Source organism: Burkholderia sp. KJ006 (assembly GCF_000262695.1).
GTDB lineage: Bacteria > Pseudomonadota > Gammaproteobacteria > Burkholderiales > Burkholderiaceae > Burkholderia > Burkholderia vietnamiensis.
In genome coordinates this window covers 2,386,916-2,406,620 of sequence record NC_017920.1, presented here as the reverse complement: position 1 = coordinate 2,406,620, position 19,705 = coordinate 2,386,916, and the positions used below count along the sequence as shown (strand labels likewise).

At 69.3% G+C, this 19,705-nt stretch carries 13 protein-coding genes; 8 read left to right on the top strand and 5 right to left on the bottom strand.

Features of this window, described 5'->3' with window-relative positions:
* The first annotated feature begins 85 nt into the window (after positions 1-85).
* Both MYA_RS10815 and MYA_RS10810 read left to right on the top strand, forming a co-directional pair.
* Complete coding sequence (locus tag MYA_RS10815) at positions 86-1,915, top strand: autotransporter assembly complex protein TamA (protein WP_014723464.1); 1,830 nt, start codon at positions 86-88, stop codon at positions 1,913-1,915.
* Between the two features lie 28 nt (positions 1,916-1,943).
* Positions 1,944-5,999, top strand: a complete 4,056-nt coding sequence (locus MYA_RS10810; RefSeq protein WP_014723463.1) for a translocation/assembly module TamB domain-containing protein — start codon at positions 1,944-1,946, stop codon at positions 5,997-5,999.
* Between the two features lie 97 nt (positions 6,000-6,096).
* Here MYA_RS10810 and metG read toward each other — a convergent pair whose 3' ends face one another.
* Both metG and MYA_RS10800 read right to left on the bottom strand, forming a co-directional pair.
* Positions 6,097-8,262 carry a methionine--tRNA ligase gene (gene metG / locus MYA_RS10805; protein ID WP_041493876.1) on the bottom strand — a complete coding sequence of 722 codons (2,166 nt, stop codon included), beginning with the start codon at positions 8,260-8,262 and terminating at the stop codon, positions 6,097-6,099.
* A 374-nt stretch (positions 8,263-8,636) separates the two neighbouring features.
* Positions 8,637-9,278 (bottom strand): OmpA family protein, encoded by a 642-nt coding sequence (locus tag MYA_RS10800; protein ID WP_011885709.1) that lies wholly within the window; start codon positions 9,276-9,278, stop codon positions 8,637-8,639.
* A 352-nt stretch (positions 9,279-9,630) separates the two neighbouring features.
* Here MYA_RS10800 and apbC point away from each other — a divergent pair, with 352 nt between their 5' ends.
* The 5 genes from apbC (at position 9,631) to MYA_RS10775 (ending at position 15,257) form a co-directional block, all read left to right on the top strand.
* Positions 9,631-10,722 carry an iron-sulfur cluster carrier protein ApbC gene (gene apbC / locus MYA_RS10795; protein ID WP_014723461.1) on the top strand — a complete coding sequence of 364 codons (1,092 nt, stop codon included), beginning with the start codon at positions 9,631-9,633 and terminating at the stop codon, positions 10,720-10,722.
* Between the two features lie 134 nt (positions 10,723-10,856).
* On the top strand, positions 10,857-11,393 hold the full coding sequence (locus MYA_RS10790) for a superoxide dismutase family protein (RefSeq protein WP_014723460.1): 537 nt from the start codon (positions 10,857-10,859) through the stop codon (positions 11,391-11,393).
* A 115-nt stretch (positions 11,394-11,508) separates the two neighbouring features.
* The gene (dcd, locus tag MYA_RS10785; RefSeq protein WP_006398615.1) at positions 11,509-12,078 is read left to right on the top strand and encodes a dCTP deaminase; all 570 of its coding nucleotides are present in this window, start codon (positions 11,509-11,511) and stop codon (positions 12,076-12,078) included.
* 81 nt (positions 12,079-12,159) lie between these two features.
* Positions 12,160-14,439 (top strand): arginine/lysine/ornithine decarboxylase, encoded by a 2,280-nt coding sequence (locus MYA_RS10780; RefSeq protein WP_011885706.1) that lies wholly within the window; start codon positions 12,160-12,162, stop codon positions 14,437-14,439.
* Positions 14,439-15,257: a lysozyme inhibitor LprI family protein gene (locus MYA_RS10775; protein ID WP_041493875.1), complete on the top strand. Its 819-nt coding sequence runs from the start codon at positions 14,439-14,441 to the stop codon at positions 15,255-15,257. Before MYA_RS10780 ends, MYA_RS10775 begins: the two co-directional genes overlap by 1 nt.
* A gap of 103 nt (positions 15,258-15,360) precedes the next feature.
* Here MYA_RS10775 and MYA_RS10770 read toward each other — a convergent pair whose 3' ends face one another.
* From MYA_RS10770 to MYA_RS10760, 3 genes are all read right to left on the bottom strand, one after another.
* A complete protein-coding gene (locus MYA_RS10770; RefSeq protein ID WP_014723458.1) occupies positions 15,361-16,044 on the bottom strand; it encodes an HAD family hydrolase in 684 nt (227 codons plus the stop codon).
* Between the two features lie 103 nt (positions 16,045-16,147).
* Complete coding sequence (gene argH / locus MYA_RS10765) at positions 16,148-17,557, bottom strand: argininosuccinate lyase (RefSeq protein WP_014723457.1); 1,410 nt, start codon at positions 17,555-17,557, stop codon at positions 16,148-16,150.
* A 342-nt stretch (positions 17,558-17,899) separates the two neighbouring features.
* Positions 17,900-18,709 carry a helix-turn-helix transcriptional regulator gene (locus MYA_RS10760; protein WP_011885702.1) on the bottom strand — a complete coding sequence of 270 codons (810 nt, stop codon included), beginning with the start codon at positions 18,707-18,709 and terminating at the stop codon, positions 17,900-17,902.
* Positions 18,710-18,894: 185 nt separating this feature from the next.
* On the opposite strand from MYA_RS10760, the gene MYA_RS10755 reads away from it, so the two are divergent.
* Positions 18,895-19,647, top strand: a complete 753-nt coding sequence (locus MYA_RS10755) for a class I SAM-dependent methyltransferase (RefSeq protein WP_011885701.1) — start codon at positions 18,895-18,897, stop codon at positions 19,645-19,647.
* The last annotated feature ends 58 nt before the right edge of the window (positions 19,648-19,705 follow it).

Below are 19,705 nucleotides of genomic sequence, written 5' to 3'. Positions count from 1 at the left end.
CGGCGCCGCTGCGGGCGCGGCCGCGGCCGTGTGGTCAAATACAGGGTTTTCCACGAAATCACGATAACCGAGGGCGAGGTCATATTTGGCGGGTCAGGCGAACCACCACCACGCAGATACGGCGCACGACGCGGCCGCACGTTCGGCCCGCGATTCGCGCCGGCGCTCGCGCCGCGGCGCCGCCACCGCGGCGCGGGCCGCCGTCGCGGGCTGCGTCGCCGCATTCTTCGCGCTGCCCGCCTATGCCAAATACGACGTCGACATCGACGCGCCGCGCGCGATCCGCAAGCTGCTCGGCGCGCACCTCGACATCGCGCGCTTCGCGAAGCGCGACGACATCAGCGACGATCAATTCGACTTCCTCGTGACGGCCACGCCGCAGCAGGTGCGCGACCTGACCGCGACGGCCGGCTATTTCTCGCCGGTCGTGCGCACCGACGTGCGCAGCCGCGACGGCAAGCGCGACGTGCGCGTCGCCGTCGACCCGGGGCCGCAGACCGTCGTCTCGGCGGTCGACCTGACGTTCAAGGGGCCGGTCGACGCCGAAGACCCGAAGCAGGAGGCCGCGACCCGTTTCGCGTTCTCGCTGAAACCGGGCGACCCGTTCACGCAGTCCGACTGGGACGGCGCGAAGAGCGCGGCGCTCAAGCAGTTGCAGTCGCGCCGCTATCTCGGCGCGAAGATCGTGTCGTCCGAGGCGCGCGTCGATCCGCGCACGCAGCGCGCGACGCTGGCCGTCACGTTCGACAGCGGCCCGACCTTCACGATCGGCAAGCTCGATGTCGACGGCGTGCGCCGCTATCCGGAAAAGATCGTCACGAACGTCAATCCGCTGTCGGAAGGCGAGATCTACGACGTGCAGCGCATCGCCGAGCTGCAGCGGCAGCTGCAGAACACGCCGTACTACGCGAGCGTCGCGATCGACGTCGGCGACGACACGTCGAAGCCCGAACGCACGCCCGTACACGTGAAGGTCAGCGAGTTTCCGTACAACAGCATCCGCGGCGGCGTCGGCTACGCGACGGACACGGGCCCGCACGTGCAGGGGTCGTACACGTACCTCGACACGTTCGGCGCCGCGTGGCCGCTCACCGTGTCGGGCCGGCTCGACCAGATCCAGCAGTACGGGCAGGTCCAGCTGTCGATGCCGCCCGGCCAGAAAGGATGGACCAACAGCGTGCTCGCGTCGTACACGAACACCAACGTGTCGGGCACGCGGATCTACAGCGCGCGGGTCGGCGCGCAGCGCACGCGCTCCGGCCAGTTCATCGACTACGCGTACTCGCTGATGTACTACCAGGACCGGCTCGACCAGAACAGCGCCGGCCCGACCACGAGCCGCGCGCTGGTGCCGCAGTGGTCGTGGACGCGCCGCAACGTCGACGATCCGCTGTTCCCGCGTTCGGGCAACCTGATCCACGCGGAAGCCGGCTTCGCGATCAAGGGCGTGCTGACCGACCAGACCTTCATCCGCGGCTACGCGCGCGGCCAGCAATACCTGCCGATCGGCAGGCGCGACCTGTTCGTGTTCCGCGCCGAGCTCGGCGGCGTGTTCACCAGCGGCAGCTCGGCCGGCGTGCCGGCATCGCTGCTGTTCCGCGCGGGCGGCTCGAACTCGGTGCGCGGCTACGGCTATCAGAGCATCGGCAACAACGTCGACGGCTCCGTGCTGCCGACCAAGTACCTCATGACCGGCACCGCCGAATACCAGCATTGGTTCAACCACGACTGGGGCGCCGCGACGTTCTTCGACATCGGCACCGCGACCGATGCGTGGGGCGAGCGCGTGTTCTATCCGGGCGTCGGCATCGGCGCGCGCTGGCGCAGCCCCGTCGGCCCGATCAACGTCGACGTCGCATACGGGCTGCGCAACCGCAGCGTGCGCCCGTACCTGACGCTCGGCATCGCTTTCTGACCTCGCAGCCCGATCCACGACGAACCGCATGACGAAGGACCCGAACGACACGCCGCCGCCTCACGATCCGGACTCGCCCGAGGGTGCGCCCCACGGGGAGCCCGATACGCCGCCGCGCGCGCGGCGGCGCGGCCGCGCGTGGCGCGTCGTCGCGTGGACGCTCGCGACGCTCGTGTTGCTGGTCGTGCTGGCGGTGGCGCTCGTGCTGGCCGCGGCGACCACCGAGCGCGGCACGCGGCTCGCGTGGCAGAGCGCGGTGCGCGTGCTGGGCGGGCGCCTCGCCGGCACGCTCGAGGGCGGGTCGCTCGCGACCGGCGTGCGGCTGCGCGACTTCGCGTGGACCAGCCCGGCCGGCGCGGGCACCGAAGTGCGGATCGATCGGCTCGACGGCCGCTGGGCGCTGACGCGCGCGCCGTGGCGCCTGTCGATCGCGTATCTGCGCGCGGGCACCGTCGACGTGCGGATCGTGCCGGGACCGTCGAAGCCGTCGACGCCGCCGCAGGATCTGCGCGTGCCGCTGCAGTTGCGCATCGACGACCTGCGCGTCGATCATCTGGCGATCCACGAAGGCGCATCGACGACCCAGCTCGACCATCTCGCGCTGAACGGCCGCAGCGACGGCCGTCACCACGAGCTCGCGCTCGACGGCGTCGACACGCCGTACGGCGCGCTGACCGCGCGCGCCAAGCTCGACGGCGTGAAGCCGTTCGCGCTGACGGGCACCGCGACGTACGCCGGCAAGCTCTCGGACGAACCGGTCAACGCGAGCGCGAACGTGTCGGGTTCGCTCGAAGCGCTCGTCGCCGACGTGTCCGCGAGCGGGATGAAGCTGAACGGCCGCGCGCACGTCGAGGCCGCGGCGTTCGGCGCGGTGCCGCTCACGCGCGCGTCGCTGGCGTTCGATCACGTGAATCCGCAGGCGTTTGCGCCCGGCGCGCCGGCCGCCGACCTCGCGCTGCGCGCCGAGCTCGCGCCGGTCACCGCCGCGCCGGGCGCCGCGGCCGCGAAGGGCTTCGCCGTGACGGGACCGGTGTCGATCGTCAACGCGAAGCCGGGCACGCTCGGCGAGCACCTGCTGCCGGTCGTCGACGCGCATGCGACCGTGAAGCTCGACGCGCATGCGCAGCGCATCGACGGCCTCGCGCTGAAGCTGATCCGCGACGGCAGCGTGACGGGCGGCGGCACGCTGACGGGCGGCAAGGGCCGCTTCGATCTGAAGGCCGCGAATCTCGACCTCAACGCGTTCGTCGCCCAGTTGCGGCCGATGCGTCTCGGTGGCCCGCTCGGCGTGACGCTGGCCGGCGGCGTGACGACCGTCGACTTCGACCTGAACGATCCGAAGCTCGCACTGGGCGCGCGCGCGAAGGTCGCGCTGACGTCGCAGCAGACGGTGCTGTCCGACGCGCGCGTGACGGCCGGCAAGGGCCGCATCGACCTGACCGGCGTGTTCCGCCACGACGCGCATGCGAGCTACGACGCGAAGGCGACGCTGACCGCGTTCGATCCGCTGCTGCTCGCGGCGCTGCAGGCGCCGGCCGCAGGCGGCGGCAAGCAGCCGAAAGCGCCGGCGACGGCGCGGCCCAGGCGCGGCGAAACGCGCGTGTCGGGCACGCTGACCGCATCGGGCGTCTTGGCGCCGCAGTTGTCGACCAAGGCGACCTTCAAGCTCGGCGACAGCCTGTACGACGGCGTGCCGCTGACCGGCGCCGGTGTCGTGCAGCTCGCCGGGACGCGCATCCTGCCGAGCAACGCGAACCTGTCGATCGCCGGCAACCACGTCGACCTGCACGGCAGCTTCGGCGCGCCGGGCGACCGGCTGCGCTTCGTCGTCGATGCGCCGGCGCTCGAGCGGCTCGGCTTCGGCTTGCAGGGGCTCGTGCAGGCGCAGGGCGACCTGACCGGCAGCTTCGCGCATCCGAACGTGACGGCCGCCTACAAGGTGCAGCACTTGGTGATCGGCTCGAACCGGATCGGCGCCGCCGACGGGCACGCGGACATCCGCGACGGCGCGAACGGCACGCTGGTGTTCACCGCCGACGCGACCGACGTCGCGCTCGGCTCGCTGCAGCTGAAGTCGCTGCGCGCGAACCTGAACGGCACGCGCGCGAAGCACACGCTGGAGGCATCGGCGACGGGCGCGGCCGGCGGCCGCATGATCGACCTGACGGTCGCGGCCAACGGCGGCGTGGTCGAGAATCGCGACGGGATGCGCTGGGACGGCACCGTCACGCGCCTCGCGAACCGCGGCACGCCGACGCTCGCGCTGCAGGCGCCGCTCGCCGTGTCGGCCGGCGCCGGCCGGGTGACGCTCGGCGCCACGCAGCTCACGCTCGAAGGCGCCGCGATCGACCTGAAGTCGTTCGTGTTCGATCACGGCCAGATGCGCTCGGCCGGCGCCGTGCGCGGCGCATCGGTCGCGCGCTTCCTCGAGATCCGCCAGACGCTGACGGGGCAGCGCTCGCCGGTGCGAACCGACGTCGTGCTCGACGCCGACTGGGACTTCTCGCTCGGCGCGAACTCGACCGGCTACCTGCAGGTGAAGCGGCGCGGCGGCGACGTGACGATCGAGACGGGGCGCGGCATCGCATCGCTCGGGCTGACCGATCTGTCGGCGCGCGCGAACTTCGTGCCGGGCAACCGCCTCAACGTCGTGGCGCTCGCGAAGGCGAACCGGGTCGGCACGCTCGACGCGAACGTCACGGTGCCGGTGGCGCTGCGCGACGGCGTGTTCGGCGTCGTCGACGACGGCCCGCTGGCCGGCCGCATCGACGCCGACATCCCGTCGCTGCGGGCGACCGGCAACCTGTTCGGGCCGAGCTACCTGCTCGGCGGGCGCGCGGCGCTGAAGCTGACGATCGCCGGCACGCCGGTCAAGCCGAGCGTGTCCGGGATGCTGACGGGCGACGAGCTGTCCGCGACGCTGGTCGATCAGGGCGTGCAGCTGAAGGACGGCATCGTGCGCGTGAAGCTGGCGGAGAACCTCGTCGAATTCCAGCAGGTCGAGTTCCACGGCGGCGACGGCACGCTGCGCGCGATCGGCCGCGTGCGGCTCGACGGCGAGGCGCCCGACCTGACCGCGAGCATCGTCGCGGACAAGCTCGAGCTGTTCGCCGCGCCGGACCGCAAGCTGTCGCTGTCGGGCAAGGCGACCGTCGCGAACGACGGGCCGCGCGGCGCGCTGTCGATCGACGGCAAGTTCGTCGTCGATCACGCGCTGTTCGACCTGCCCGAGCAATCGGCGCCGCACCTGTCCGACGACGTCGTGATCGTCGGCCCCGAGGGCACGGTGCGCGGCGACGTGCAGACGGGCACCGCGGCGGCCAAGCCGCAGAAGGTCGAGAACAAGCCCGCGCCGTCGCTCGCGCCGCGCGCGAACATCGACATCGGCCTCGGCAACGATTTCCGCTTCAAGGGGCACGGCGCGGATCTCGGCCTGCGCGGCACCATCACGGTGATGAGCGCGCCGGGCGTGCCGCTGCGCGCGGTCGGCAACGTGCGCGTGACCGAAGGCTCGACCTACACGTCGTTCGGCCGCAAGCTCGCGATCGAGAACGGCTTCTTCACGTTCAACGGCCCCGTGTCGAACCCCGGCGTGAACATCCTCGCGATGCGGCGCAATCAGGAGGTCGAGGCCGGCGTGCAGGTGACCGGCACGATCCAGTCGCTGACGGTCAAACTGGTGTCGGAGCCGAACGTCACCGACAACGAGAAGCTGTCGTGGCTGCTGTTCGGGCACGGCACCGACCAGGGCAACAACGTCGGCCAGCAGGGCACGATGACGGCCGCGCTCGCGCTGCTCGGCAGCGTGACGGGCAAGCGGGTCGCGCAGACCTTCGGCCTCGACGAATTCTCGATCGGCCGCAGCGACGTCGGCCTGACCGATCCGCAGGTGATCCAGGTGTCGAAGGCGATCAACGAGCGCTTCGTGCTCGGCTTCGAGCAGGGCTTGCAGTCGGCCAGCAACGCGTTCAAGGCGACCATCAACCTGACGCGCTTCTGGTCGGTGTCCGCGTACGGCGGCACGTTCCAGGGCGTCGATCTGAACTACACGCGGCGCTTCGACCGCTGGTTCAGCCAGCGCTGAGCGAGCCCACGCACGCACGGCCCGTGGCGCGACCATGAAAAAAGCCCCGCACGTCATCGTGCGGGGCTTTTTCGTTGTTGCGAGTGCGGTGCGCCGCTTACTTCACGCGCATGCCGGGCTTCGCGCCGCTGTGCGGCTCGAGGATGTAGAGGCCCGGCTCGGCCTTCTCGTCGGCGGCCGACGCGGCGAGCACCATCCCTTCGGACAGCCCGAACTTCATCTTGCGCGGCGCGAGGTTCGCGACCATCACCGTCAGCTTGCCGACGAGCTGCTCGGGCTGATACGCCGACTTGATGCCCGAGAACACGTTGCGGGTCTTTTCCTCGCCGACGTCGAGCGTGAGCTGCAGCAGCTTGTCCGAGCCTTCGACGGCCTGGCACGCGACGATCTTCGCGATGCGCAGATCGATCTTCGCGAAGTCGTCGATCGAGATCGGGCCGTCGTCCGCGGCGTTCGCGGCGGCGGCCTTCGCGTTCGCCTTGGCCGGCTTCGCGTCCTTCGCGGCGGCGGCGCCGGTCGCGCCCGAGGCGGCCGCCGCAGCAGCGCCGTCGGCCTGCAGCGAACCGCGGTTCGCGGCGAGCAGCGCGTCGATCTGCTTCGCGTCGACGCGCGTCATCAGATGCTGGTACGCGTTGATCGGCTGCGCGGACGACAGCGGCTTCGCGGCATCGGCCCATGCGAGCGGCGCGATCCCGAAGAACGCCTCGACGGCCTGCGCGACGCGCGGCATCACCGGCTTCAGCGCGAGCGACAGCAGGCGGAACGCCTCGAGGCTCACGCTGCAGGTCTCGTGCAGCGCGACCGCGTTGGCCGGGTCCTTCGCGAGCTCCCACGGCTTCGCGCCGTCGACGTACGCGTTGACTTCGTCGGCGAGCTCCATCGTCTGGCGCAGCGCGCGGCTGTATTCGCGGGCTTCGTAGTGCGCGGCGATCGAGTCGATCGCGCTGCGCAGCTTCGCGACGAGCGGATGATTCATCGCGCTGTCCTGCACGCGGCCGTCGAAGCGCTTGATCAGGAAGCCGGCCGCGCGGCTCGCGATGTTCACGTACTTGCCGACCAGATCGCTGTTCACGCGCGCCTGGAAGTCGTCGAGGTTCAGGTCGATGTCTTCCATCGTCGCGTTCAGCTTCGCGGCGAAGTAGTAGCGCAGCCACTCGGGGTTCAGGCCCGTGTCGATGTAGCTCTGCGCGGTGATGAACGTGCCGCGCGACTTCGACATCTTCGCGCCGTCGACGGTCAGGAAGCCGTGCGCGAACACGTTGGTCGGCGTGCGGTGGCCCGAAAATTCGAGCATCGCCGGCCAGAACAGCGTGTGGAAATACAGGATGTCCTTGCCGATGAAGTGATACTGCTCGGCCGTCGCGCCCGGGCGGACCCACGCGTCGAAGTCGATGCCCTTGCGCTCGCACAGGTTCTTGAAGCTCGCGTAGTAGCCGACCGGCGCGTCGAGCCACACGTAGAAATACTTGCCCGGCGCGCCGGGGATTTCGAAGCCGAAGTAGGGCGCGTCGCGCGAGATGTCCCAGTCGGCGAGCTTCGCTTCGCCGGCGTCGCCGAGCCATTCGCGCATCTTGTTGGTCGCTTCGGGCTGCGCGAGGCCGCTGACCCAGTCGCGCAGGAACGACTCGCAGCGCGGGTCGGACAGGCGGAAGAAGTGGTGCGTCGACGTCTTGCGCACCGGCGTCGCGCCGGACACGACCGAGTACGGGTTCAGCAGGTCGGTGGGCAGGTAGGTCGAGCCGCATACTTCGCAGCTGTCGCCGTACTGGTCCTTCGCGTGGCACTTCGGGCATTCGCCCTTGATGAAGCGGTCCGGCAGGAACATTTCCTTGACCGGGTCGTACGCCTGCTCGATCTCGCGCTCGGCGATCAGGCCGTTTTCCTTCAGCGCGACGTAGATCTTCTCGCTGAGCACGCGGTTTTCGTCCGAATCGGTCGAATAGAAATTGTCGAACGACACGCCGAAGCTGTCGAAGTCGCGCTTGTGCTCGGCCCACACGCGGTCGATCAGCTGCTTCGGCGTGAGGCCTTCCATCTCGGCGCGCAGCATGATCGGCGTGCCGTGCGTATCGTCGGCGCCGATGTAGTAGACCTCGTGCCCGTGCATTCGCAGCGTCCGCACCCAGATGTCGGTCTGGATGTACTCGACCAGATGGCCGATGTGGATCTGGCCGTTGGCATAGGGAAGGGCGGACGTAACGAGGATCTGGCGGCTGCCTTGCGGCGCCGCGGCCTGCACGGAAGCGAGGTCGGTTGCGGACATAGGGTCTGTAGAAGGAACGGCTAAACGACGGAAACTGCGATTCTAGCAGGGGCGCGGGTCGCCCAGTCGGGCCGGGGCGGTGCGAGGGCGGGCGCGGCGTGCGGCGCCCATGAAGTGCGTGCCCGGCGCTGCGATGCTGCGCCGCAGCACGAAAATTCCGGGCAAAAAAAACCGGGGCGGATACGGCCCCGGAGCAACAACGACAAGAGGAGAATGGTGACGCGCCGGCTGCGCCAGCCGCGTACCGTAAAGACAGACCGCGGGTCGCGACAGAAGTTCGAAATTTTTTTCGATTTGTTACGGAGCCCGCGCCAAGCCTTGTGGCACGCGGCCGCGCGCCGAATGCGCGGCCTCGTCTCCGGTCGTCGTGCCGCTTACTGCTGCGCCGCGCGCAGGTAGATTTCGACGCGGCGGTTCTGCGCGCGGCCGGCTTCGGTCGCGTTGTCCGCGATCGGGTTCGACGCGCCCATGCCCTGTGCCGACAGGCGGCCGCCGGCGACGCCGCGCTGCACGAGCGCATTGACGACGCTCTGCGCGCGGTTCTGCGACAGCGTCTGGTTCAGCTGTGCCGAGCCCGTGCTGTCCGTATAGCCGACGATCGAGGCCGTCACTTGCGGGTTCTGGTTCAGCGTCGTCGCCAGATCGTTCAGCAGCGGCGTGAATGCCGGCGTGATCGCGTACTGGTTGGTGGCGAACGTCACCGAGCTCGGCACGTTCAGCTTCAGCGAGCCGTCCGGCTGCTCGGTCACCTGCGTGCCCGTCTTCGCTGCCGACGGCGCGAGCTTGTTCTTGATCGCCTGCCAGTTGTAACCCGTCACGCCGCCGACCAGCGCGCCGACGCCCGCGCCGATCGCCGCGCCCTTGCCGCCGCCGGCCAGCGCGCCGATGCCCGCGCCCAGCGCCGCGCCCGTGCCGGTGCCGACGGCCGTGTTGTTGCCTTGCTGCGTGGCGCAGCCGGCGAGCAGTGCGCCGGCGAGTGCGAAGACGGACAGGCGAGTCGCGATTTTCATGTTCATCTTGGATTCCTCTGTTGGTTGAACGAGTCGACAACGACGACAAACATCAGGTGCGGCTCCGTTGCACGGACGCCCGGAAAACGGCGGGCAGGCCCTTGTAGACGGTTGCCGCGAAGGCGGCTGCATGCCCTGTTCGCCAGCGGGGCTGTTCGTACAGGGCGACGCATCAGCCTCTACAATATAGGCGGTTCGCGGCCGATTTGGCCCCATAGCATACCGCACGCGAAGATTGCGCCGTCGTGCGCATTCGCGCAATGGCGTGCAACAGATTCTTTCACTTTTCCTGATTTTTGCTGCGTAATTTGATCTTTTTTGACGATTGCGCGCGGAAAAACGATTTCACGGAGTTTCGATGAGCATTGACCGGGCACAAGTCGACGCCGCGCTGGCGGCTGTCGTCGACCCCAACACCGGCCGTCCGTATGCGGCCAACAAGGGCGTGCGCAACGTCGCGATCGATGGCGACGTCGTGGCGGTCGACGTGGTGCTCGGCTATCCGGCGCGCAGCCAGCACGATGACGTGCGCGCGCGCATCGCGGCGGCCCTCCAGGCCGTGCCGGGCGTGCGCGACGCACGTGTCGCCGTGTCGCAGGAGATCGTCGCGCACACGGTGCAGCGCGGCGTGAAGCTGCTGCCGAACGTGAAGAACATCGTCGCGGTCGCGTCGGGCAAGGGCGGCGTCGGCAAGAGCACGACGGCCGTGAACCTGGCGCTCGCGCTCGCCGCCGAAGGCGCGTCGGTCGGCATTCTCGACGCCGACATCTACGGCCCGTCGCTGCCGACGATGCTCGGCATCCACGGCCAGCGCCCCGAGTCGCCGGACAACCAGTCGATGAACCCGCTGGTCGGCCACGGGCTGCAGGCGAACTCGATCGGCTTTCTCATCGACGAGGACAATCCGATGGTGTGGCGCGGCCCGATGGCGACGTCGGCGCTCGAGCAGCTGCTGCGGCAGACCAACTGGCGCGAGCTCGACTACCTGATCGTCGACATGCCGCCGGGCACCGGCGATATCCAGCTCACGCTCGCGCAGCGCGTGCCGGTGACGGGCGCGGTGATCGTGACGACGCCGCAGGACATCGCGCTGCTCGACGCGAAGAAGGGGCTGAAGATGTTCGAGAAGGTCGGCATTCCGATCCTCGGCATCGTCGAGAACATGAGCATCCACGTCTGCTCGAACTGCGGGCACGAGGAGCACATCTTCGGCGCGGGCGGCGCCGAGCGGATGGCGAAGGACTACGACGTCGACGTGCTCGGCAGCCTGCCGCTCGACATCGCGATCCGCGAGCGCGCCGACAGCGGCACGCCGACGGTCGTGGCCGACCCGGACGGCGCGCTGGCGCGGCGCTATCGCGACATCGCGCGCGGCGTCGCGCTGGCGATCGCGGAACGGGCGCGCGACATGACGTCGAAGTTCCCGTCGATCGTTGTTCAGAATACTTAAAGCCCTTGCGGGGCGGGCCTGCACGCTGTTTACGGCGCCGCGAGGCGCGGTATCATGGCGACTTTTCCCGGGTCCCTTTACCCGCCCGGTATGGCCGCCGTGTTACAACGGCCGCCAGCCGGCATGAGGATCGAATGAACCAACGACACCACGGCGCGTGCGTCGGCCGCGCGCGGCGCGCGCTGCTGACCGCCGCCGCGCTGGGCCTGCTGGCCGGCTGTACCTCCTTTTCCTCGACGCACGAGAAGCGCGCCGACGCCCAGTTGCAGCCGACCGTCGGCTCGCAGGCGCGCGGCGCGGTCACGTTCGTCGAGCGCCCGGACGGCGTCCAGGTCACTTACAACCTGGTCGGGCTGCCGCCGAACACCGATCACGCGCTGCAGGTGCACGAACGCGGCGACTGCAACGCCGGCGACGGCTCGAGCGCCGGCCAGGTGTTCGCGCCGGCCGCCGACCGGCTGCGCGCCGGCGCGCGCGTCGCCGGCGATCTCGGCAACATCCACGCGGACGCGAACGGCGTCGCCGCCGGCTTCATCGTCGCGCCCGATCTGGCCCTCGACGGCGTGCGCTCCGCGTTGAACCGCGCGGCGCTGGTCTACCGCGACCCGAGCGATCCGGCGTTCGCGCAGCACGGCGCGGGGCCCGCGCTGGCCTGCGGCGTGATCCGTTGAGCGCCGCCGCGTACACGCGGCGATCATCGCGTAAAATGTCCGGTTTTCCCGGCTGCCGCGTCGACGCGGCGGCCGCCGTCTGTCACCGTCACGCACCGTTTCCTGGCGCCCCGTTATGAGCATCAAGTCCGACAAGTGGATTCGGCGCATGGCCGAAGAACACAAGATGATCGAGCCGTTCGTGCCCGATCAGGTTCGCGCGTCCGAGGACGGCCGCAGGATCGTCAGCTACGGCACGTCGAGCTACGGCTACGACATCCGCTGCGCGGACGAATTCAAGATCTTCACCAACATCAACTCGACGATCGTCGATCCGAAGAACTTCGACGAAGGTTCGTTTGTCGATTTCAAGGGCGACGTGTGCATCATCCCGCCGAACTCGTTCGCGCTGGCCCGCACCGTCGAATATTTCCGCATCCCGCGCACGGTGCTGACCGTCTGCCTCGGCAAGTCGACGTACGCGCGCTGCGGAATCATCGTCAACGTGACGCCGTTCGAACCCGAATGGGAAGGCTACGTCACGCTGGAATTTTCGAATACCACGCCGCTGCCCGCGAAGATCTACGCGAACGAAGGCGTCGCGCAGGTGTTGTTCTTCGAAAGCGACGAAGTGTGCGACGTGTCGTACGCCGATCGCGGCGGCAAGTATCAGGGTCAGCGCGGTGTCACGCTGCCGAAAACCTGATCTGCTTGCATAACGTCTCACCAGTTTCCGGGTGACCGCTGCGCGTGACGCGCCGCGGTCGTTCTTTTTGGAGAATCGCCCATGAAGTTTCGTTTCCCCGTCGTCATCATCGACGAAGATTTCCGCTCCGAGAACATCTCGGGCTCCGGCATCCGGGCGTTGGCCGAAGCGATCGAGAAGGAGGGCGTCGAAGTCCTCGGCCTCACGAGCTACGGCGATCTGACGTCGTTCGCGCAGCAGTCGAGCCGCGCGTCGTGCTTCATCCTGTCGATCGACGACGACGAACTCATGCTCGGCGAAACGGGCCCGGACGGCGAGCTGCCCGAACTCGCGACCGCGATCATCGAGCTGCGCGCGTTCGTCACCGAAGTGCGCCGCCGCAACGCGGACATCCCGATCTTCCTGTACGGCGAGACGCGCACGTCGCGCCACCTGCCGAACGACATCCTGCGCGAGCTGCACGGCTTCATCCACATGTTCGAGGACACGCCGGAGTTCGTCGCGCGGCACATCATCCGCGAGGCGAAGGTCTATCTCGACTCGCTCGCGCCGCCGTTCTTCAAGGAACTCGTGAAGTACGCCGACGAAGGCTCGTACTCGTGGCACTGCCCCGGCCACTCGGGCGGCGTCGCGTTCCTGAAGAACCCGCTCGGCCAGATGTTCCATCAGTTCTTCGGCGAGAACATGCTGCGCGCCGACGTGTGCAACGCGGTCGACGAGCTCGGCCAGCTGCTCGATCACACCGGCCCGGTCGCCGCGTCCGAGCGCAACGCCGCGCGCATCTTCAGCGCCGATCACCTGTTCTTCGTGACCAACGGCACGTCGACGTCGAACAAGATCGTGTGGCACGCGACGGTCGCGCCCGGCGACATCGTGCTGGTCGACCGCAACTGCCACAAGTCGATCCTGCACGCGATCACGATGACCGGCGCGATTCCGGTGTTCCTCACGCCGACGCGCAACCACTTCGGCATCATCGGGCCGATCCCGCGCGACGAATTCAAGCCGGAGAACATCCGCAAGAAGATCGAGGCCAACCCGTTCGCGCGCGAGGCGCTGCGCGAGAACCCGGACATGAAGCCGCGCATCCTGACGATCACGCAGAGCACCTACGACGGCGTGATCTACAACGTCGAGATGATCAAGGACCTGCTCGGCGACCTGCTCGACACGCTGCACTTCGACGAAGCGTGGCTGCCGCACGCGACCTTCCACGACTTCTACCGCGACATGCACGCGATCGGCGACGGCCGGCCGCGCACCGGCGCGCTGGTGTTCGCGACGCACTCGACGCACAAGCTGCTCGCCGGCATCTCGCAGGCGTCGCAGATCGTCGTGCAGGATTCGGAGAATCGCACGTTCGACAAGCACCGCTTCAACGAGGCGTATCTGATGCACACGTCGACGAGCCCGCAGTACGCGATCATCGCGTCGTGCGACGTCGCGGCCGCGATGATGGAGCCGCCGGGCGGCACCGCGCTCGTCGAGGAATCGATCGCGGAGGCGATCGACTTCCGCCGCGCGATGCGCAAGGTCGACGCCGAATACGGCGACGACTGGTTCTTCAGCGTGTGGGGCCCGGACGACCTGTCGGCCGAGGGCATCGGCTCGCGCGAAGACTGGATGCTCAAGCCGAACGATCACTGGCACGGCTTCGGCTCGCTGGCCGAAGGCTTCAACATGCTCGACCCGATCAAGGCGACGATCATCACGCCGGGGCTCGACGTCGACGGAGAGTTCGGCGACACGGGCATCCCGGCCGCGATCGTCACGAAGTATCTGGCCGAGCACGGCATCATCGTCGAGAAGACGGGCCTGTACTCGTTCTTCATCATGTTCACGATCGGCATCACGAAGGGCCGTTGGAACTCGATGGTCACCGAGTTGCAGCAGTTCAAGGACGACTACGACAACAACCAGCCGCTGTGGCGCGTGCTGCCGGAGTTCGTCGCGCAGCATCCGCGCTACGAGCGCGTCGGCCTGCGCGACCTGTGCACGCAGATCCACGACGTGTACCGCGCGAACGACATCGCCCGCCTGACGACGGAGATGTACCTGTCCGACATGGAGCCGGCGATGAAGCCGTCGGACGCGTTCGCGAAGCTCGCGCACCGCAAGATCGACCGCGTGCCGCTCGACGAGCTCGAAGGCCGCGTGACGAGCATCCTGCTCACGCCGTATCCGCCGGGCATCCCGCTGCTGATTCCGGGCGAGCGCTTCAACAAGACGATCGTGAACTACCTGCGGTTCGCGCGCGACTTCAACGAGCGCTTCCCCGGCTTCCATACCGACATCCACGGTCTCGTCGCGGAAGAAGTGAACGGCCGCGTCGAGTACTTCGTCGATTGCGTGCGCGACTGATGGCGACGCGCGGACGAATCCGGACGATGCGCGCGGCGGCGGCCGCGCTCGTCGTCTGGGCGGCGGGGATCGCCGGGCAGGGCGCCGCGCACGCGGAAGTCGCGGCCGCCGACCCGATCGACGTCGCGATGCGGCAATGCCTCGCGCGGCGCGACCGGTCGTCGACGGCCGGCCAGATCCAGTGCATGGGCGAAGCGCAACGGCAGTGGCAGACGGTGATGGACGGCGCGTACCAGCGCCTGTCGAACGACGCGCCGGCCGACGTGAAGCGCGGCTGGCAGGATAGCCAGCGTCGCTGGGTCACGTGGCGCAAGGACGAGATTCAACTGCTGAAGGCCGTGTACGACACGACGCGCGGCACGTCGTATGCGATGTCGAGCGCCGACATGCAGCTGCAACCGGTGCGCGATCGCGCGCTGGCGCTGCGGGCGGCGGCCGACCGCTACGCGCCGCCGCCAGCGGCGGTGCCGGTCGCGGCCACGAGCGGCGCGGCAGTGGCCGCTGCGGCAACGGCCGCCGCGGCAACCGGCGGCAAGCCGGCGAACGCGGCGCCGCGCGATGCCGCGCTCGCACGCGTGCGGCCGTGCGCGCAGGATGCTTCGTGCGAGCACGCGCTGTTCGACCTGAACCGCTATTACCAGAAGCTGCGCCGCAAGATGCCCGCGCATTCGGCGGCGACGCTGGTGCGCGCGCAGCGCGCGTGGGTCGCGTTCCGCGACGCGACCGCGCCGCTCGTCGGCGAGGAAGGGCGTGTCGATCTGATCGGCGCGCGGATCGCGACGATGAAGCGGCTGTCGGAGACGGCGGGGAACAAGTAACGCGCGTTGCGCAGCCGGCCGGCGCGCGCGTCACGCATGAACGAACGGGCACCTGCGGGTGCCCGTTTGCATATGGACCGCGCGAGCCGCGCGGTGCCGGGCGTCAAGCCGGTTGGTGCGTGTCCAGACGGCCGAACCACGACGGCACGAGCGCGAGCGCGTCGTCGAGCGACGCCAGCACGTGCAGGCTCAGCGCGACGATCTCGGGCGTGGGCGCCTTCAGGTCGGGCACCGTGACGACCGCGGCGCCGGCGCCGGCCGCCGACTGCGCGCCGAAGTCGCTGTCCTCGAACGCGACGCACGCGTGCGCGGGCACGCCGAGGCGCTCGGCCGCGAGCCGGTAGACGGCCGGGTCGGGCTTGCCGCGCGCGACTTCGTCGCCGCCCGCGATCGCGTGGAAGTACGGCAGCACGCCGACGGCGTCGAGGCGCGCACGGATCACGTCGCGCGCGGACGACGACGCGACCGCGCACGGAATGCCGGCCTGCGCGAGCGTGTCGAGCAGCGCGCGCGCACCGGACTTCAGCGGAAACTTCGGATGCGGCTCGGGCGCGGCGAGTTGCTCGCGCACGCGGGTGCGTACGGCGTCGAACGTGTCGGCGTCGCCGATCAATCGCGCGAGGATCACCTGGCCTTCGGCGAACGAACGGCCGACGATCTGCAGGTAGTCGATCTCGGTGAGCACCACGCCGTGCGCGGTCGACACGTCGATCCACGTGTTCATGATGGTCCGCTCGGAATCGACGAGCAGGCCATCCATGTCGAAGAGCGCGGCGGAGAAGGTCATCGGCGGTTTCCGGGAAGCGGCGAAGCGGGGCAGGCAACGGGCGGCGCGACGGCCGCCCGGATCATGGGAACGGGACGCCGAAGCGTCCGTGCGCGACGGCCGCTTACTCGCCGAGGGCGGCGCGCGCGACCTTGATCGCCGCACGCACCTGGTCGGGTGCGGTGCCGCCCGGATGGTTGCGGCTCGCGACCGAACCTTCGAGCGTCAGGTAGCCGAACACGTCGTCGCCGATCAGGTGCGCGACGTTCGGCAGTTCCTGCTTCATCTCGTCGAGCGTCAGGTCGGCGAGATCGATGCCGCGATCGTCGCAGATCCGCACCGCGTGCGCGACGGCTTCGTGCGCGTCGCGGAACGGCAGGCCGCGCTTCACCAGGTAATCGGCGAGGTCGGTCGCGGTGGAGAAGCCCTGCAGCGCGGCCGCGCGCATCGCGTCCGGCTTCACGGTGATGCCCGCGACCATCTCGGCGAAGATCCGCAGCGTGTCGGCGACGGTGTCGACCGTGTCGAACAGCGGCTCCTTGTCTTCCTGGTTGTCCTTGTTGTACGCGAGCGGCTGGCCCTTCATCAGCGTGAGCAGCGCCATCAGGTGGCCGTTGACGCGGCCCGTCTTGCCGCGCGCGAGCTCGGGCACGTCGGGGTTCTTCTTCTGCGGCATGATCGAGCTGCCGGTGCAGAAGCGGTCGGCGATGTCGATGAAGCCGACGCGCGGGCTCATCCACAGCACGAGCTCTTCCGAGAAGCGCGACACGTGCGTCATCACGAGCGCGGACGCGGCCGTGAATTCGATCGCGAAGTCGCGATCCGACACCGCGTCGAGCGAATTCGCGCAGATGCCGTCGAAGCCGAGCGTCTTCGCGACCGCATGACGATCGATCGGATAGCTGGTGCCGGCGAGCGCTGCCGCGCCGAGCGGCAGACGGTTCACGCGCGTGCGGCAGTCGCGCATGCGCTGCGCGTCGCGCGTGAACATCTCGACATAGGCGAGCAGATGGTGGCCGAACGTGACCGGCTGCGCGACCTGCAGGTGCGTGAAGCCCGGCATGATCGTGTCGGCGTTCTGCTCCGCGAGATCGAGCAGCGCGCCGCGCAGGTCGTTGAGCAGCCCGCCGATCCGGTCGATCTCGCCGCGCAGCCACAAGCGGATGTCGGTCGCGACCTGGTCGTTGCGCGAGCGGCCCGTGTGCAGACGCTTGCCGGCGTCGCCGATCAGCGCGGTGAGGCGCGCCTCGATGTTCAGGTGGACGTCCTCGAGATCCAGCTGCCATTCGAATTCGCCGCGCTCGATCTCGCCCTTGATCTGCGCCATCCCGCGTTCGATCGCGGCGAGGTCGTCGGCGCTGATGATCTTCTGCGCGGCGAGCATGCTCGCATGCGCGAGCGAGCCGGCGATGTCGACGAGCGCGAGGCGCTTGTCGAAAAACACCGACGACGTGTAGCGCTTGACCAGCTCCGACATCGGTTCCGAGAAGCGGGCCGACCAGGCCTCGCCCTTTTTGTGCAGTTGGGACGTCATGGCGATTCTTCGAAGGGGAGTTGGGCGGCCGTATGCCGCCGAGGGAATCCCGCAATTCTAGCATTCGTGACTCGCGCGGCCGCGCGGGGCATGGGGCGGCGTGGGGCGGAGGCCGGGACGTGCAGCCGTGCAGCGGGCCAGCGTGCAGATGCGCAGACGCCAGAGAGGTGCAGACGCGCTCAGGAGTGCAGGCGTACGGACGCGCCGGGGTTCAGGCGTCGGGCGCCCTGCCGCGCTGACATATCAGGCCCGGGCGCCGATGCCGGTGTCGCAGATCGCAAGTCGCGGACCGCAGATCGCAGATCGCGCACCAAGCACCGCCGCCCGCGCGCCTCCCCCGCCTCAGTCGCGCACGAGCACGACCAGCTTCAAATCTTCGCGGTGCGCGGGTTTCAGCGTGATCTGCTGATAGACGACGCGGCCGTCGGCCGGATGATCGAATTCGCGCCGACCGCCCTCGCGCTCGAACACGTCCTGCGACGCCCAGTACTGCGCGAACGCCTCGCTGCCGGCCATCAGCGCATCGATCAGCGCGCGGGTCGGCGCATCGGCGAGGTGGCGGATCGAGTCCGCGCGGAATTCGGCCGCGAGCCGGCGCGCGCGCGTCTCCCAGTCGACGATCAGCGTACGCGCGGACGGCGCCATGAACGTGAAGCGCAGCAGATTGCGATCGTGCTCGCCGTCGAGCCAGCCGGTAAACAACGCGGCGGCCGGCGCGTTCCACGCGAGCGCGTTCCATTGCCGGTCGAGTACGTACGCGGGCGTGGCGATCGCGGCGACGGTCGCCGCGAGCGTCGGCGGCAGGTCGCCCGCCGCGACGTCGGGCTCGGCCGGGTCGCGCTGCGCGGCCAGCTCGAACAGGTACGCGCGCTCGGCCTTCGACAGCTGCAGCGCGACGGCGATGCGCGCGAGCGCGTCGGCCGACGCGGACACCGGCCGGCCCTGCTCGATCCACGTGTACCAGGTCGGGCTGACGCCGCACAGCTGCGCGACTTCCTCGCGCCGCAACCCCGGCGTGCGGCGGCGCGGGCCGGGCGGCAGGCCGACGGCCTGCGGCGACAGACGTTCGCGGTGCGCGCGGATGAATTCGCCGAGCGCACGGGCGGGCGTGGCATCGAGCGGCGGGTGAGGGGCAGTGGACGGCTGGTTCATGCGAATGCGGCTGAAACGACTCGTGCGAACGGATCGACGTAAAAGGGCACGCCGGGCGCGGCAAGCGCCAGGCAGGTGTGACGAATACCAGAATAACCGCTTAACTTGTACTGGTACCAACGCGGCCCTATTGTAGCGATTCGCGCGCTGGCAGGCAGCGGGCGCATCCAACCAAGGAGCGAACGATGAAACACCACGACCAGGTCGCCGACGCATTCGGCACGACGGCTGCCGCCTATCTGACGAGCACGGTCCACGCGACGGGCGCCGATCTCGACATGCTGGCGGCCGCCGTGCGCGCGACGCCGGCGGCCGCGGTGCTCGATCTCGGCTGCGGCGCGGGCCATGCGAGCTTCGCGGTGGCGCCGCACGTGCGCGACGTGGTCGCGTACGATCTCGCGGCGCCGATGCTCGCGACCGTCGACGCCGCCGCGCGCGAGCGCGGGCTCGCGAACGTCCGCACGCAGCAGGGGCCGGCCGAGCGGCTGCCGTTCGAGGCGGGCAGCTTCGACTGGGTGATCAGCCGGATGAGCGCGCATCACTGGCACGACGTGCCGGCGGCGCTCGCCGACATGCGCCGCGTGCTGAAGCCGGGCGGGCGCGTGCTGATGATCGACATCGCGGGCAACGATCATCCGTTGCTCGACACGTATCTGCAGGCGGCCGAAGTGCTGCGCGATGCGTCCCACGTGCGCGATTACCGCGCCGACGAGTGGCTCGCGATGTTCCGTGGCGCCGGGTTCGACGCGCAGGTGCAACGCCGCTGGCGTTTGCCGATCGATTTCGACACGTGGGTGCAGCGGATCCGCACGCCGGCCGACAGCGTCGCGGGCATCCGCGCGCTGTGGGCGCATGCACCGGACGAAGTGCGCGGCTACTACGCGGTGCAGCCGGACGGCTCGTTCGAGCACGATGCGCTGCTGATCGAAGCGTGCTGATCGGCGCGCAGTGACCGAAGCCCACTGAGCAACGCCCGCACCGACCGGCGCGCGCAAC

What these genes read in the sequence shown, in the direction of transcription:
- apbC (WP_014723461.1), top strand. Translation starts at nt 9,631, where the DNA reads ATGAGCATTGACCGGGCACAAGTCGACGCCGCGCTGGCGGCTGTCGTC.
- dcd (WP_006398615.1), top strand. Translation starts at nt 11,509, where the DNA reads ATGAGCATCAAGTCCGACAAGTGGATTCGGCGCATGGCCGAAGAACAC.
- MYA_RS10810 (WP_014723463.1), top strand. Translation starts at nt 1,944, where the DNA reads ATGACGAAGGACCCGAACGACACGCCGCCGCCTCACGATCCGGACTCG.
- MYA_RS10800 (WP_011885709.1), bottom strand. Translation starts at nt 9,278, where the DNA reads ATGAACATGAAAATCGCGACTCGCCTGTCCGTCTTCGCACTCGCCGGC.
- argH (WP_014723457.1), bottom strand. Translation starts at nt 17,557, where the DNA reads ATGACGTCCCAACTGCACAAAAAGGGCGAGGCCTGGTCGGCCCGCTTC.
- MYA_RS10760 (WP_011885702.1), bottom strand. Translation starts at nt 18,709, where the DNA reads ATGAACCAGCCGTCCACTGCCCCTCACCCGCCGCTCGATGCCACGCCC.
- MYA_RS10780 (WP_011885706.1), top strand. Translation starts at nt 12,160, where the DNA reads ATGAAGTTTCGTTTCCCCGTCGTCATCATCGACGAAGATTTCCGCTCC.
- MYA_RS10790 (WP_014723460.1), top strand. Translation starts at nt 10,857, where the DNA reads ATGAACCAACGACACCACGGCGCGTGCGTCGGCCGCGCGCGGCGCGCG.
- MYA_RS10775 (WP_041493875.1), top strand. Translation starts at nt 14,439, where the DNA reads ATGGCGACGCGCGGACGAATCCGGACGATGCGCGCGGCGGCGGCCGCG.
- metG (WP_041493876.1), bottom strand. Translation starts at nt 8,262, where the DNA reads ATGTCCGCAACCGACCTCGCTTCCGTGCAGGCCGCGGCGCCGCAAGGC.
- MYA_RS10755 (WP_011885701.1), top strand. Translation starts at nt 18,895, where the DNA reads ATGAAACACCACGACCAGGTCGCCGACGCATTCGGCACGACGGCTGCC.
- MYA_RS10770 (WP_014723458.1), bottom strand. Translation starts at nt 16,044, where the DNA reads ATGACCTTCTCCGCCGCGCTCTTCGACATGGATGGCCTGCTCGTCGAT.